The organism is Streptomyces sp. AA1529, assembly GCF_000280905.1.
GTDB lineage: Bacteria > Actinomycetota > Actinomycetes > Streptomycetales > Streptomycetaceae > Streptomyces.
Genome location: NZ_ALAP01000042.1, coordinates 15,396 through 30,712, shown reverse-complemented (window position 1 = coordinate 30,712; position 15,317 = coordinate 15,396). Strand labels below are relative to the sequence as shown.

10 protein-coding genes are annotated in these 15,317 nt (G+C 70.6%); 8 read left to right on the top strand and 2 right to left on the bottom strand.

All coding sequences use genetic code 11. From position 1 onward, the window contains the following. Positions 1 to 87 precede the first annotated feature (87 nt). From metH to A949_RS0112775, 3 genes are all read left to right on the top strand, one after another. Positions 88 to 3,609 carry a methionine synthase gene (gene metH, locus A949_RS0112785; RefSeq protein ID WP_019356407.1) on the top strand — a complete coding sequence of 1,174 codons (3,522 nt, stop codon included), beginning with the start codon at positions 88 to 90 and terminating at the stop codon, positions 3,607 to 3,609. A gap of 143 nt (positions 3,610 to 3,752) precedes the next feature. Beyond that, on the top strand, positions 3,753 to 4,454 hold the full coding sequence (locus tag A949_RS0112780) for an HAD family hydrolase (protein WP_019356406.1): 702 nt from the start codon (positions 3,753 to 3,755) through the stop codon (positions 4,452 to 4,454). A 401-nt stretch (positions 4,455 to 4,855) separates the two neighbouring features. Beyond that, positions 4,856 to 6,451, top strand: a complete 1,596-nt coding sequence (locus tag A949_RS0112775) for an ABC transporter substrate-binding protein (protein WP_026004598.1) — start codon at positions 4,856 to 4,858, stop codon at positions 6,449 to 6,451. A 138-nt stretch (positions 6,452 to 6,589) separates the two neighbouring features. Here A949_RS0112775 and A949_RS0112770 read toward each other — a convergent pair whose 3' ends face one another. Both A949_RS0112770 and A949_RS33250 read right to left on the bottom strand, forming a co-directional pair. Continuing rightward, the gene (locus A949_RS0112770) at positions 6,590 to 7,261 is read right to left on the bottom strand and encodes a response regulator (RefSeq protein ID WP_019356404.1); all 672 of its coding nucleotides are present in this window, start codon (positions 7,259 to 7,261) and stop codon (positions 6,590 to 6,592) included. Positions 7,262 to 7,303: 42 nt separating this feature from the next. Then, entirely contained in the window at positions 7,304 to 8,257 is a 954-nt protein-coding gene (locus A949_RS33250) for a RecB family exonuclease (protein WP_019356403.1), read from the bottom strand. 137 nt (positions 8,258 to 8,394) lie between these two features. Between A949_RS33250 and A949_RS0112760 the strand changes: the two genes are divergently transcribed. The 5 genes from A949_RS0112760 to dop all read left to right on the top strand — a co-directional run bounded on the left by A949_RS0112760 (position 8,395) and on the right by dop (position 15,230). Then, positions 8,395 to 9,681 (top strand): site-2 protease family protein, encoded by a 1,287-nt coding sequence (locus A949_RS0112760; RefSeq protein WP_019356402.1) that lies wholly within the window; start codon positions 8,395 to 8,397, stop codon positions 9,679 to 9,681. Positions 9,682 to 9,733: 52 nt separating this feature from the next. Further along, the gene (locus A949_RS0112755; protein WP_019356401.1) at positions 9,734 to 10,639 is read left to right on the top strand and encodes a tRNA (adenine-N1)-methyltransferase; all 906 of its coding nucleotides are present in this window, start codon (positions 9,734 to 9,736) and stop codon (positions 10,637 to 10,639) included. Positions 10,640 to 10,896: 257 nt separating this feature from the next. After that, on the top strand, positions 10,897 to 11,448 hold the full coding sequence (locus tag A949_RS0112750) for a hypothetical protein (protein WP_019356400.1): 552 nt from the start codon (positions 10,897 to 10,899) through the stop codon (positions 11,446 to 11,448). Positions 11,449 to 11,721: 273 nt separating this feature from the next. Next, positions 11,722 to 13,488 carry a proteasome ATPase gene (gene arc / locus A949_RS0112745; RefSeq protein WP_019356399.1) on the top strand — a complete coding sequence of 589 codons (1,767 nt, stop codon included), beginning with the start codon at positions 11,722 to 11,724 and terminating at the stop codon, positions 13,486 to 13,488. 230 nt (positions 13,489 to 13,718) lie between these two features. Next, on the top strand, positions 13,719 to 15,230 hold the full coding sequence (gene dop / locus A949_RS0112740) for a depupylase/deamidase Dop (protein WP_026004597.1): 1,512 nt from the start codon (positions 13,719 to 13,721) through the stop codon (positions 15,228 to 15,230). Positions 15,231 to 15,317 lie beyond the last annotated feature (87 nt).

Below are 15,317 nucleotides of genomic sequence, written 5' to 3'. Positions count from 1 at the left end.
TCTTGCGTCCGCCCGCTACGCTGACCGGGTGCGCTGCCTCACCGGCGCGCAAAGCCGACAGCCGTCGCAACCCAGGGAGCCTCTTCCATGGCCTCGTCGCCGAGCCGCACGTCCGCAACTCCGTCCCCCACCCGGGCCGAGGCGCTCCGCAGCGCACTCGCCTCCCGTGTGGTCGTCGCCGACGGAGCGATGGGGACGATGATCCAGGCGCAGGATCCGACGCTGGAGGATTTCGAACAGCTCGAGGGCTGCAACGAGATCTTGAACGTGACCCGCCCCGACATCATTCGCGCGGTCCACCAGGAGTACTTCGCCGCCGGCGTGGACTGCGTGGAGACCAACACCTTCGGCGCCAACCACGCGGCGCTGGGGGAGTACGACATCACCGAACGCATCTTCGAACTGTCCGAGACCGGCGTGCGGATCGCCCGCGACGTCGCCGAGGAGTTCGAGTCCGGAGACGGGCGGATGCGCTGGGTCCTGGGCTCCATGGGCCCGGGCACCAAACTGCCGACCCTCGGCCACGCCCCCTACACCATCCTGCGCGACGCCTACCAGCAGAACGCGGAGGGCATGATCGCCGGTGGCGCCGACGCGCTGCTGGTGGAGACCACCCAGGACCTGCTGCAGACCAAGGCCGCCGTCATCGGCGCCCGCCGCGGCATGGCGGCGGTCGGCGCCGACCTGCCGCTGCTGTGCTCGGTCACGGTGGAGACGACCGGCACGATGCTGCTCGGCTCCGAGATCGCCGCGGCCCTCGCGGCCCTGGAGCCGCTGGGCATCGACATGATCGGGCTGAACTGCGCCACCGGCCCCGCCGAGATGAGCGAGCATCTGCGCTATCTGGCCCAGCACTCCCGCGTCCCGCTCTCCTGCATGCCGAACGCCGGTCTGCCGGTGCTGGGCAAGGACGGTGCCAGCTACCCGCTCACCCCCGAGGAGCTGGCCGACGCGCACGACACCTTCGTGGGCGACTACGGTCTGTCCCTGGTGGGCGGCTGCTGCGGGACCACGCCCGAGCACCTGCGCCAGCTGGTGGAGCGGGTGCGCGGCCGCGAGCCCGCCGCGCGCACCCCGCAGCCGGAGCCGGCCGCCGCCTCGCTGTACCAGGCGGTGCCCTTCCGCCAGGACACCTCGTACATGGCCATCGGGGAGCGGACCAACGCCAACGGTTCGAAGAAGTTCCGCGAGGCGATGCTGGAGGCGCGCTGGGACGACTGCGTCGAGCTGGCCCGGGAGCAGATCCGCGAGGGCGCCCACATGCTCGACCTGTGCGTCGACTACGTGGGCCGGGACGGCGTCGCGGACATGACCGAGCTGGCGGGCCGGCTGGCCACCGCCTCCACGCTGCCGATCGTGCTGGACTCGACGGAGATCGACGTCATCCAGGCCGGTCTGGAGAAGCTGGGCGGCCGCGCCGTCATCAACTCCGTCAACTACGAGGACGGTGACGGCCCCGAGTCCCGCTTCGCGAAGGTCACCAAGCTGGCCGCCGAGCACGGGGCGGCGCTGATCGCGCTGACCATCGACGAGGAGGGCCAGGCCCGCACCGCCGAGCACAAGGTCGCCATCGCCGAACGCCTCATCGCGGACCTGACCGGCAACTACGGCATCCACGAGTCGGACATCCTCATCGATGTCCTCACCTTCACCATCTGCACCGGCCAGGAGGAGTCCCGCAAGGACGGCATCAACACCATCGAGGCCATCCGGCTGCTCAAGCAGAAGCACCCCGACGTGCAGACCGTGCTGGGCCTGTCGAACATCTCCTTCGGTCTGAACCCGGCCGCCCGGATCGTGCTCAACTCCGTCTTCCTCGACGAGTGCGTCAAGGCGGGGCTGGATTCCGCGATCGTGCACGCCAGCAAGATCCTGCCGATCGCCCGCTTCGACGACGAGCAGGTGACCACCGCCCGCGACCTGGTCTACGACCGCCGCAGCGAGGGGTACGACCCGCTGCAGAAGCTGATGGAGCTGTTCGAGGGCGCCACGGCCAAGTCGATGAAGGCCGGGAAGGCCGAGGAGCTGGCCGCCCTCCCGCTGGAGGAGCGCCTCCAGCGGCGCATCATCGACGGCGAGCGCAACGGGCTGGAGGCCGACCTGGACTCCGCGCTGGAGGAGCGTCCGGCGCTCGACATCGTCAACGACACGCTGCTGGCCGGCATGAAGGTCGTCGGTGAGCTGTTCGGCTCCGGACAGATGCAGCTGCCCTTCGTGCTGCAGTCGGCCGAGGTGATGAAGGCCGCCGTCGCCCACCTCGAACCGCACATGGAGAAGTCCGAGGACGACGCGGGCAAGGGCACGATCGTGCTGGCCACGGTCCGCGGTGACGTCCACGACATCGGCAAGAACCTGGTCGACATCATCCTGTCCAACAACGGCTACCAGGTGGTCAATCTCGGCATCAAGCAGCCGGTGAGCGCCATCCTGGACGCCGCGGCCGAGCACCGGGCCGATGTGATCGGCATGTCCGGGCTGCTGGTGAAGTCCACGGTGATCATGAAGGAGAACCTGGAGGAGCTCAACCAGCGCAAGATGTCCTCCGACTTCCCCGTCATCCTCGGCGGCGCCGCGCTGACCCGGGCCTATGTCGAGCAGGACCTGCACGAGATCTACGAGGGCGAGGTCCGCTACGCCAAGGACGCCTTCGAGGGGCTGAGCCTCATGGACGCCCTGATGGACGTCAAGCGCGGCGTGCCCGGCGCCGAGCTGCCCGCGCTCAAGCAGCGCCGGGTGCCCAAGCGGGACCTCGACATCCCCGAGCCGGAGGAGAACGACGGCTCCGTCCGCTCCGACGTGGCCGTCGACAATCCCGTCCCCGAGCCACCCTTCTGGGGCACCCGGGTGATCAAGGGCCTGCGGCAGCAGGACTACGCGTCCTGGCTGGACGAGGGCGCCCTCTTCAAGGGGCAGTGGGGGCTCAAGGAGTCCCGCAAGGGCGACGGGCCGTCCTACGAGGAGCTGGTGGAGACCGAGGGCCGCCCCCGGCTGCGGGGCTGGCTGGAGCGGCTGCAGACGGAGAACCTGCTGGAGGCGTCCGCCGTCTACGGCTACTTCCCCTGCTACTCCAAGGGCGACGACCTGATCCTGCTGGACGAGCAGGGCAACGAGCGCACCCGCTTCACCTTCCCCCGGCAGCGGCGCGGCCGGCGGCTGTGCCTGGCGGACTTCTTCCGTCCGGAGGAGTCCGGCGAGACCGACGTGGTCGGATTGCAGGTGGTCACCGTCGGTTCCAGGATCGGCGAGAAGACCGCCGAGCTGTTCGCGGGCGACGCCTACCGCGACTACCTGGAGCTGCACGGCCTCTCCGTGCAGCTGGCCGAGGCGCTGGCCGAGTACTGGCACGCCCGGGTCCGCAGCGAGCTGGGCTTCTCGGGTGAGGACCCCGACCAGATGCAGGGCATGTTCGATCTGAAGTACCGGGGAGCGCGGTTCTCGCTGGGCTACGGCGCCTGCCCGAACCTGGAGGACCGCGCCAAGATCGCCGAGCTGCTGCGGCCGGAGCGGATCGGCGTCGAGCTGTCCGAGGAGTTCCAGCTCCACCCCGAGCAGTCGACCGACGCGATCGTGCTGCACCACCCCGAGGCGAAGTATTTCAACGCCCGATGAGGGCACAGGTCATATACTGATCGGTCCGGTACAGGCCGGTCGTCCGCTTCCGCCGGAAACCGGAGCCCTCCGGGGTTCCGGCGGAGGGGACGACCGGCCTTGTCGTCCCTTGTGGAGTCGTCGCTTTCGGGAGGTGTTCGCGGATGGCCGGTCCATCCCCCGCCGTCACCACGCTCACGGGTGAGGAGCCCGAGCTGGAGGCCGTACTGCTGGACATGGACGGCACGCTGGTCGACACCGAGGACTTCTGGTGGGACGCGGAGGTCGCGGTCTTCGCCGAGCTGGGGCACGAGCTGCGCGACGAGTGGCGCAGCGTCGTCGTCGGCGGTCCCATGTCGCGCAGCGCCGGCTTCCTGATCGAGGCGACCGCCGCCGACATCGGCCTGGAGGAGCTGAGCGTGCTGCTGAACGCCCGGTTCACCGAGCGGCTGGAGCGCGGCGTCCCGCTGATGCCGGGCGCCCGCAGGCTGCTCGCGGAGCTGTCCGCGCACCGGATCCCCGCGGCGCTGGTCTCCGCCTCGCACCGCACGGTCGTGGACCGCATGCTCACCTGGATCGGGCACGAGCACTTCGCCTTCACGGTCGCCGGGGACGAGCTGGCCCGGACCAAGCCGCACCCCGACCCGTATCTGACCGCCGCGCGCCGGCTGGGGGCCGACCCGGTGCGCTGTGCGGTGCTGGAGGACACCGCGACCGGGGTCGCCGCCGGGGAGGCCGCCGGCTGCCATGTGGTGGCCGTGCCGTCCATCGCGCCGATCGAGCCCAAGTCCGGTCGTAGCATTGTGAGTTCACTCGAAGAAGTCGATCTCGAATTCCTCCGTTCGCGGATCATGGTCGCGCGCTGAGTTGATCATTCCGCGGCGGTGCCATTCCGCGCGGGGTGAGAAATCCGCACCCGCGGGACGCCGGAATCCGTTGTCCCGGGCTCCGCAGAATGTCGAACTCCGGTGTCCGGTGCGCAGATTGGTCCAGTGACGTTCATCACGCGCGAGCCCCTCGACCCGCGGCCGGGGCTGTGGTGCGCCTGGGACGGGAGGGGGGAATGTCCTTCCTTTGTGTCCGCATTGATGGAGTGAAGCGGAAAACGTTCCGACGTTCGGATAGCGGACAGGAAGGTACTGGTTTCGCTGCGTGAAACCGGTTCCGCGGCCTGCGCTGCGAAAGTCCCCGGAGCGGACGATTAATGTCGGTGCACCGGCCATTCCTCTCTGCAGCAAACCCCGGCCGGCCGAGGAGATCGTCGACCATGAACCGTAAAACTGTGGTGCTGCCCGTGCTCGCCGCGGGAATGCTCACGCCGCTGCTCGCCGGATGCGGGTCCGAGAAGGGCGGGAGCGCAGGTGGCGACGCCATCGTCGTCGGCACGACGGACCACTTCGCGGTCGGCAAGGACGCGCCGGCCCCGTTCGACCCCGCGGCGGCCTACGACGTCGCGGCCTGGGGCGTCATGCGCAACACCTTCCAGACGCTGCTGCGCTTCCCGCGCACCGGCACCTCGCCGGTGATGGACGCCGCCGCCGAGTGCGGCTTCACCGACGCGGCGAACAAGGTCTACCGCTGCACGATGCGCAAGGGCCAGACGTTCTCCAACGGGCACCCGCTGGACGCCGAGGACGTCGAGTTCTCGCTGCGGCGGGTCAAGCGCATCAACCACAAGGGCGGCCCCGCAGTCCTCTTCAGCAACCTCGACCGCGTCGAGGCCGACGGCAAGAGCCACGTCGTCTTCCACCTCAAGCGGCCCGACGCGACCTTCCCGTACAAGCTGACCACCCCGGCCGCCGCCATCGTGGACAGCCGGACCTACCCGGCCGACGCCCTCACCAAGGGCGACGCGCTGGTCGGCTCGGGCCCCTACGCACTCGAGCACATCGACGCCGAGTCGGCCGTGCTGGCGAAGAACCCGCACTACAGCGGGGAACTGGAGCTGCGGAACAGCCGGATCGAGATGCGCTTCTTCGACGCCGCACAGGGCATGGAGAAGGCGCTCAAGGCCGGCGACATCGATGTCATGGGCCGGACCATCTCCCCCGACCAGGTCAGCCGGCTCGACGGCGCCCAGGAGCAGGGCGTCGAGCTCGTCGAGCAGCCCGGCCAGGAGATCCGCTACCTCGCCTTCGACACCGACGACCCGACCGCGGGCAAGAAGGCCGTCCGCAAGGCCATGGCCCAGCTCGTCGACCGCAAGAAGATCGTGCGGGACGCCTACGACCGCAGCACCGAGCCGCTCTACAGCATCGTGCCCGCCGGGCTCCCGGCGCACCGGAACTCGTTCTTCAACACCTACGGCGAACCCAGCAAGGCGGCGGCCGAGCGGACGCTGCGCGACGCGGGCATCGACAAGCCCGTCAAGCTCACCCTCACCTACACCACCGACCACTACGGCGGCGCCACCGCCGACGAGTTCGCCGTCCTCGAGAAGCAGCTCAACGGCAGCGGCCTGTTCGACGTGCGGACCAAGGGCGTCAAGTGGGACACCTTCCGCCCGGCGGCGACGAACGGCAAGTACCAGGTGTGGGGCTACGGCTGGTACCCGGACTTCCCGGACGCCGACAATTTCGTCGCCCCCTTCTTCGAGAAGGACAACTTCCTCGGCTCGCCCTACACCAACCACGAGATCCGCGACAAGCTCGTACCCAGGAGCCGCCGCCAGACCGAACGCTCCGCCACCACCGGCACCCTCGGCCGCGTCCAGGACATCGTCGCCAAGGACGTGCCGCTGCTCCCGCTCTGGCAGGGCAAGCAGTACCTCGCGGCCCGCGACGACATCACCGGCGTCGAATGGGCCCTCAACTCCTCCTCGGTGCTCCAGCTGTGGGAGCTGGGCCGCGGCCGCGACTCCTGACCCGACCGCCGCGGCAGCGACCCCGACCGCCGCGGCAGCCGGCGGACACGGCGCCACCGGCGCGGGCCACCGGGCCCCGCCGGGCGCCGCGGCCCGCGCCCGGCCGCCCGGGCGGCCGGGCCGATCCCCGGCCCGGCCTCAGGCCGAGCCGGGCCGGACCAGTCCGCTCTCGTAGGCGTACACCGCGGCCTGCACCCGGTCCCGCAGCCCCAGCTTGGTGAGCACGTGGCCGACATGCGTCTTGACCGTCGTCTCGCTCACGAACAGGTCCGCCGCGATCTCCGCGTTCGACAGCCCGCGCGCCACCAGCTTCAGCACCTCCACCTCGCGCTCGGTCAGCTGGTGCAGGGTGTCCGGCACCGGCTCCTCGCCCGAGGGCAGCTTCCCCGCGTACTTGTCCAGCAGCCGCCGGGTGATGCTCGGCGCCAGCATCGCCTCGCCCGCCGCCACCACCCGGATGGCCTGCACGAGCTCACCGGCGGGTGCGTCCTTCAGGAGGAATCCGCTGGCACCGGCCCGCAGTGCCTCCACCACGTACTCGTCCAGGTCGAAGGTGGTGAGCACCAGGACCTTGGCCGGGCCGTCCTTGGCCGGTCCGGTGATCCGGCGGGTGGCCTCCACGCCGTCCATCCGGGGCATCCGGATGTCCATCAGGACCACATCGGGCTGCAGGGCCCGCACCTGGTCCAGCGCCTGAAGGCCGTCCCCCGCCTCACCGACCACCGCTATGTCCTGCTCGGCCTCCAGAATCATCCGGAAGCCGGTGCGCAGCAGCGGCTGGTCGTCGACCAGCAGTACGCGGATTGCCACGGGAACTCCTCAACAGGACGGCAGCGGTCGCCCCATTCTCACTCAGCCGTCCCGCTGCCCCTCCGCCGACCCGGCGGCCCGCACCCCGTCCGGGCCGCTCACCGCACCGCCGCCGGCCGCCGGGTCGCCGCTGCCGCCCGCCTCGGCGGCCGGGCGGGGCTCGGGCAGCCGCGGCTGGATCGTCAGCGGATAGGGCGGGGGAGTGCCGCCGAACTCCGGGCAGTGCGCCTGATGATCGCACCAGCCGCACAGCTTGCTCGGCCGCGGCCGCCAGTCGCCCGTCTCCGTCGCCCGTCCGATCGCGTCCCACAGCGCCAGCAGCTTGCGCTCGGTGGCCTGCAGATCGCCCTCGTCCGGGTCGTAGGTCAGGACGTCGCCGCTGCCCAGGAAGACCAGCTGCAGCCGCCGCGGCACCACGCCGCGCAGCCGCCACAGCACCAGCGCGTAGAACTTCATCTGGAACAGCGGGCCCTCGGCGTACTCCGGGCGCGGTGCCTTGCCCGTCTTGTAGTCGACGATCCGCACCTCGCCGGTGGGTGCCACGTCCACCCGGTCGATGATCCCGCGCAGCCGCAGCCCCGAATCCAGCCGGGCCTCCACGAACAGCTCCCGCTCGGCGGGCTCCAACCGGGTGGGGTCCTCCAGGGTGAACCACCGCTCCACCAGCGACTCGACCTCGGCCAGCCACTCCGCCAACCGGGCCCCGTCGGAGGTGTCCTCCGCGAACAGCTCGGCCAGCTCGGGCCGCTTGGCCAGCAGCCGCTCCCACTCCCCGGGCACCAGGGAGCGGGCCCGCCGCGCGCTGCGCTCCGCCGCCGGCGCGTCGAAGAGCCGCTCCAGCACCGAGTGCACCACCGTCCCCCGGGTGGCGGCGGCGGAGGGCTTCTCCGGCAGTTTGTCGATCACCCGGAAGCGGTAGAGCAGCGGGCACTGCATGAAGTCCCCCGCCCGGGAGGGCGACAGCGAGGTCGGCGGTGTGGCCGCGCTGGTTCTCATGGGGTACGACCCTACGGCCCACCACCGACACCGGACACTTACCATCGACGGCAGACCCCTCGCGCCGGATGACCGCCGCACCAGAACGCTGCGGCAGCCGCACGGCGCGGGGCGAGGGAAGCAGCAGAGGGGAACCCGTGGCGGACGAGGACAACGACGGGAAGCCGCGGTACGGCGGCTCCGGCGAGGGGAGCGGTCCCGAGGGGCCGGAGCGTCGCCGGACACTCCCTCGCACACCTGTACGTCCCGATGCGCCGGGCGGCGGCATCCTGATGGGCCGCCCCTTCGGCGTCCCCGTCTACGTCGCCCCCTCCTGGTTCCTCGTCGCCATCCTGATCACCTGGGTCTTCGGCGGCCAGCTCGACCGGGTGCTGCCCGAGCTCGGCGCCGTGCGCTACCTGATCGCGCTCTTCTTCGCCGTCGCCTTCTACGCGTCGGTCCTGGTCCACGAGCTCGCCCACACCGTCGCCGCGCTCCGCTTCAAACTCCCGGTCCGCCGCATCCAGCTCCAGTTCTTCGGCGGCGTCTCCGAGATCGAGAAGGAGTCCGAGACCCCCGGCCGGGAATTCGTCCTCGCCTTCGTGGGGCCCCTGCTCTCCCTCGTCCTGGCCGGTGTCTTCTACGCCGCGATGCGCGCCGTGGAACCCCGCACCGTGCCCGGGGTGCTGCTGGCCGGCCTGATGATCTCCAACCTCCTCGTGGCCGTCTTCAACCTGCTGCCCGGCCTTCCCCTGGACGGCGGCCGGATGCTGCGCGCCGTCGTCTGGAAGATCAGCGGCAAGCCGATGACCGGCACCGTCGCCGCCGCATGGGTCGGCCGCGCGCTCGCCGTCACCGTCCTGATCGGCCTGCCGCTGGCCACCCACGCGGGCGGCCTGTCACGGGGCAGCGTCAGCGGCGTCGACTCCCTCACCGACGCGCTGCTGGCCGCCATCCTCGCCGCCATCATCTGGACCGGAGCCGGCAACAGCCTGCGGATGGCCCGGCTGCGCGAACGCCTGCCCCGGCTCAGCGCCCGCACCCTCACCCGGCGCGCCGTCCCCGTCGAGACCGACACCCCGCTCTCCGAAGCCCTCCGCCGGGCCAACGCCGCCGGGGCCCGCGCCCTGGTCGTCGTCGACGGCCGGGGCGACCCGCTCGCCCTGGTGCGGGAGGCCGCCATCGGCTCCGTGCCCGAGCACCGCCGCCCCTGGGTCGCCGTCAGCACTCTCGCGCAGGACCTCAAGGACGGCATGCGGGTACCCGCCGAGCTCGCCGGCGAGGACCTGCTGGAATGGCTCCGCGCCACCCCGGCCACCGAGTACCTGGTCGTGGAGGGGACCGGCGAGATCTACGGGGTGCTCTCCACCGCCGACGTCGAGCGCGCCTTCGTCGAGGCCATGTCCAAGCGCCCGGACCGCACCCCGGCCGGACCGCCCGGCTGACCACCCGGAGCCCTCCGCCGGTCGCACTCCGCGGACCGGCTAGGCTGTGCGCATGTCCGAACCGACCGGTGCCGCCCGCCGTCGCGGGCCCTTCAAGGTCGGGGACCAGGTCCAGCTCACCGACCCCAAGGGACGCCACTACACGATCACCCTCGAAGAGGGGAAGAGCTTCCACACCCACAAGGGAGCCTTTCCCCACGACGAGCTGATCGGTGCGCCCGAGGGGAGTGTCGTCCGTACCACCGGAAACGTCGCCTACCTCGCGCTGCGCCCCCTGCTCCCCGACTACGTCCTGTCCATGCCCCGGGGAGCCGCCGTCGTCTACCCCAAGGACGCCGGCCAGGTGCTCGCCATGGCCGACATCTTCCCCGGCGCCCGCGTCGTCGAGGCGGGAGTCGGCTCCGGCTCGCTGAGCACCTTCCTGCTCCGCGCCATCGGCGACCAGGGCATGCTCCACTCCTACGAGCGCCGAGCGGACTTCGCCGAGATCGCCCGGCAGAACGTCGAGCGTTACTTCGGCAGCCCCCACCCCGCCTGGACGCTCACCGTCGGCGACCTCCAGGACAACCTCGCCGACGCCGACGTCGACCGGGTCATCCTCGACATGCTCGCCCCCTGGGAGTGCCTCGAGGCCGTCTCCAAGGCCCTGGTGCCCGGCGGCATCCTGTGCGCCTATGTCGCCACCACCACGCAGATGGCGCGCATGGTCGAGTCCATCCGCGAATTCGGCACCTTCAACGAACCCCAGGCGTGGGAGACGATGGTGCGCAACTGGCACATCGAGGGCCTCGCCGTCCGACCCGACCACCGCATGATCGGCCACACCGGCTTTCTGCTGACCGCCCGCCGACTGGCCGACGGGGTCGAGCCGCCGCTGCGCCGCCGCCGCCCCGCCAAGGGCGCCTACGGCGAGGACTACACCGGCCCCGGCAGCCAGTCCGGCGGACGCACCTCCTAGACCGTGCCGTCGAATGCTCCGCCCGCCGGGCGGACGGGGCTTCGACGACACTCCCCAGCACCCCCGCCGTCCCTCCGGCGGCCCCCGCGCGACACGCCCGCTGCCCCGCACCCGGACCGAACCCGGCTGCGGGGTAGCGGCGTTGAGCGGCACGGCGGGATCAAGGGGACCCGGCCGTTCCGCGACGGTGTGACCTGTGGCACCATGCGAGGCACCTCCTCCGCGTCCGCCTCGCACCGCCCCAGGAGTCACCCCGAGTGACGGAACTGCCGCACACCCGTACCCGCACGGCCCACTGGCTCGCCACCGCCGCAGCGCTCGCCGCGGTCCTCGGCGGCACGGCGCTCCTGCGACCCGCCACCGCCACCCCCGCCCCCGCCGGTACCGGCCGGGCCCCCGACCCGGCCCGCGCCCACTACCCGCTGGACTGCGGCCGGGGCGCGGCGAAGCCGGAGGTGCTGGACACCGCCTCCGCGGACTTCGACGGCGACGGCGCCACCGAGACCGTCGCCGTGGTCCGCTGCCGCGCCCACGGAGGCACCCCGCCCAGCGCCGTCTACGTGCTGGCCGGCTCCGCTGCCGACCGGCCCCCGCGGCTCGCCGCCACCCTCGTCGAGCAGCGGGAGGGCATGTCGGTCCAGGACCTGGCCGTGCGCGGCACCACCGTCTCCGCCACCCTCCTCGGCTACTCCTCCGCCGAGGTGCCGCGCTGCTGCCCCGACCGGCGGCGCAAGGTCAAGTGGGAGTGGCACGAGGGGAAGTTCGCCCTCCGTCCCGGCCCGGTGGCGGGCGGCGGCATCCGCGTCTGAGGGGCTCCGCGCGCCGCCGGCCGGGCCCGCCGCCTCGAATCCCGCTCTGGTCCCGCTCGGGCCGAAACAGCGCCGCACTGGACGGGTGTTGAACGTCCCGACCCCGCAACCGGTCGCTTTCAGATGGTTGTGGGTGGGTATTCCCAGTCCTGAGGGAGTGCGCAAGGGTGAAGATCGGACACACCCCGACCGTCTTTGTGATCTAGGGGTTTCAACCCGCACCGGCCCAGGTAGGGTCGAAGCGTCCAGCTCCCCCTGGAGGAGGTGAGGACCGTGGCAGCCCACGACGACGACACCAACCGCGGCGCCCGGCCCGGTCGGGGTTCCGAAGACCCGTCCGGCCAGGTCGCCTACCTTGAGCAGGAGATCGCCGTCCTGCGCCGCAAGCTCGCCGACTCTCCGCGGCACACTCGTATTCTCGAGGAGCGGATCGTCGAGCTGCAGACCAACCTGGCCGGTGTGTCCGCCCAGAACGAGCGGCTCTCCACCACGCTCCGTGAGGCGCGTGACCAGATCGTGGCCCTCAAGGAAGAGGTCGACAGGCTCGCTCAGCCCCCCGCGGGCTTCGGAGTCTTCCTGCAGGCCAACGAGGACGACACGGCCGACATCTTCACCGGCGGCCGCAAGCTGCGGGTGAACGTCAGCCCGAGCGTCGAGCTCCAGTCGCTCCGGCGCGGCCAGGAGCTCATGCTGAACGAGGCGCTCAACGTGGTCGAGGCCATGGAGTTCGAGCGCGCGGGTGACATCGTCACCCTCAAGGAAGTCCTGGACGACGGAGAGCGCGCCCTGGTCGTCGGCCACACGGACGAGGAGCGCGTGGTGCGCCTCGCCGAGCCGCTGCTGAACGCCACGCTGCGGGCCGGCGACGCCCTGCTGCTGGAGAGCCGCTCCGGCTACGTCTTCGAGGTCGTGCCCAAGAGCGAGGTCGAGGAACTGGTCCTCGAAGAGGTCCCGGACATCGACTACACCAAGATCGGTGGCCTCGGCGGACAGATCGAGCAGATCAGGGACGCGGTCGAGCTCCCCTATCTGTACCCGGACCTCTTCCGCGAGCACGAACTGCGTCCGCCCAAGGGTGTCCTGCTCTACGGCCCGCCCGGCTGCGGCAAGACGCTCATCGCCAAGGCGGTGGCCAATTCCCTGGCCAAGAAGGTCGCCGAGGTGACGGGCAAGCCCCAGGGCAAGAGCTACTTCCTCAACATCAAGGGCCCCGAGCTGCTGAACAAGTACGTGGGCGAGACGGAGCGGCACATCCGCCTCGTCTTCCAGCGGGCCCGGGAGAAGGCCAGCGAGGGCACACCCGTCATCGTCTTCTTCGACGAGATGGACTCCCTCTTCCGCACCCGCGGCTCGGGGGTGAGCTCGGACGTGGAGAACACCATCGTCCCGCAGCTCCTCTCCGAGATCGACGGCGTGGAGGGGCTGGAGAACGTCATCGTCATCGGTGCCTCGAACCGCGAGGACATGATCGACCCGGCGATCCTGCGTCCCGGCCGGCTGGACGTGAAGATCAAGATCGAGCGTCCGGACGCCGAGGCCGCCAAGGACATCTTCTCCAAGTACCTCACCTCGAACCTGCCGCTCCACGCGGACGACGTCGCGGAGCACGGCGGCAATGTGGAGGCCGCCTGCGCCGCGATGATCCAGTCGGTCGTGGAGCAGATGTACGCGGAGTCGGAGGAGAACCGCTTCCTGGAGGTCACCTACGCCAACGGTGACAAGGAGGTCCTGTACTTCAAGGACTTCAACTCCGGCGCGATGATCGAGAACATCGTCGGCCGGGCCAAGAAGATGGCCATCAAGGCGTACCTGGACCACAACCAGAAGGGTCTGCGCGTCTCTCATCTCCTGTCGGCCTGCGTGGACGAGTTCAAGGAGAACGAGGACCTGCCCAACACCACCAACCCGGACGACTGGGCCCGCATCTCCGGCAAGAAGGGGGAGCGGATCGTCTACATCCGCACCCTCGTCACCGGCAAGCAGGGCGCGGACACCGGCCGGTCCATCGACACCGTCGCCAACACCGGTCAGTACCTGTAGCGGGATCCGGTTCCGGCTGCGGGTCCCCGCCCGGGGTACCCGCAGCCGGATTGTTTCCCGGAGCGCCGAGGAAGTCCGCAGAGTGATCTCCCCACTCCTCTCCGTGCGTCATAGGCTTTCCCCACCGCCGCGACGCGCAGTGCGCAGGAGGGGGCCGCACACGGGACGGATGCGCAGCGGGACTTGAACGGCTGTCCACCGGCGGGCCGCCGTCAGGCAAGGAGGGAAGCATGACCGTACGGCGCGTAATGGGCATCGAGACCGAGTACGGCATTTCCGTGCCGGGCCACCCCAACGCCAATGCCATGCTCACCTCGTCCCAGGTCGTCAACGCCTACGCGGCGGCGATGCACCGGGCGCGGCGCGCCCGCTGGGACTTCGAGGAGGAGAACCCGCTGCGGGACGCCCGCGGCTTCGACCTGGCCCGCGAGTCGGCGGACGCCAGCCAGCTCACGGACGAGGACATCGGACTGGCCAACGTCATCCTCACCAACGGCGCCCGGCTCTACGTCGACCACGCCCACCCCGAGTACAGCGCGCCCGAGGTCACCAATCCGCGGGACGCGGTGCTGTGGGACAAGGCGGGTGAGCGGGTGATGGCGGAGGCCGCCGAGCGGGCGGCCGAGGTCCCCGGGACCAACCCGATCCACCTCTACAAGAACAACACCGACAACAAGGGCGCCTCCTACGGCACGCACGAGAACTATCTGATGAAGCGGGAGACCCCCTTCTCGGAGATCGTCCGCCATCTGACGCCCTTCTTCGTGTCCCGGCAGGTCGTGTGCGGTGCGGGGCGGGTGGGGCTGGGGCAGGACGGCGGCGAGCACGGGTTCCAGCTCAGCCAGCGCGCCGACTACTTCGAGGTCGAGGTCGGGCTGGAGACGACACTCAAGCGGCCGATCATCAACACCCGGGACGAGCCGCACGCCGATGCCGAGAAGTACCGGCGGCTGCACGTGATCATCGGGGACGCCAACCTCTCGGAGATCTCCACCTACCTCAAGCTGGGCACGACCTCCCTGGTGCTGTCCATGATCGAGGACGGGTTCATCGCCGTGGACCTCGCCGTCGACCAGCCCGTCCGGACCCTGCACCAGGTGTCGCACGATCCGACACTCGAACGGCTGATCACTCTTCGCAACGGCCGGACACTGACCGCGGTACAGCTCCAGATGGAGTACTACGAGCTGGCCCGCAAGTACGTCGAGGAGCGCTGGGGCACCGACGCGGACGAGCAGACCCGTGACGTGCTGACCCGCTGGGAGGACGTGCTCGGGCGGCTCGAGCGGGACCCGATGAGCCTGGCCGGCGAGCTGGACTGGGTCGCCAAGCGGGAGCTGATGGAGGGCTACCGGCGGCGCGACAGTCTCGACTGGGACGCGCCACGGCTGCATCTGGTGGATCTCCAGTACGCGGACGTGCGCCCCGACAAGGGCCTCTACAACCGCCTGGTGTCCCGCGGGAGCATGCAGCGGCTGCTGTCCGAGGAGGAGGTCAAGGAGGCCGCCTTCAAGCCCCCGGAGGACACCCGGGCCTACTTCCGCGGCCGCTGTCTGGAGCAGTACGCCGACGACGTGGCCGCCGCGTCCTGGGACTCGGTCATCTTCGATCTCCCCGGCCGTGACTCTCTGCAGCGGGTTCCCACCCTGGAGCCGCTGCGGGGTACCCGGAACCACGTCAAGGAGCTGCTGGACCGCTGCCGCACCGCGGAAGAGCTGGTGAAGGTGCTTTCGGGCGGCTGAATCGCGGCTATTCGGTGCCCGGTCCGGGAATCATCGAGGTGGTTGCCGGACGTTGTCACAACGAAGGAGCCGAAGCCGGTCCCGGCT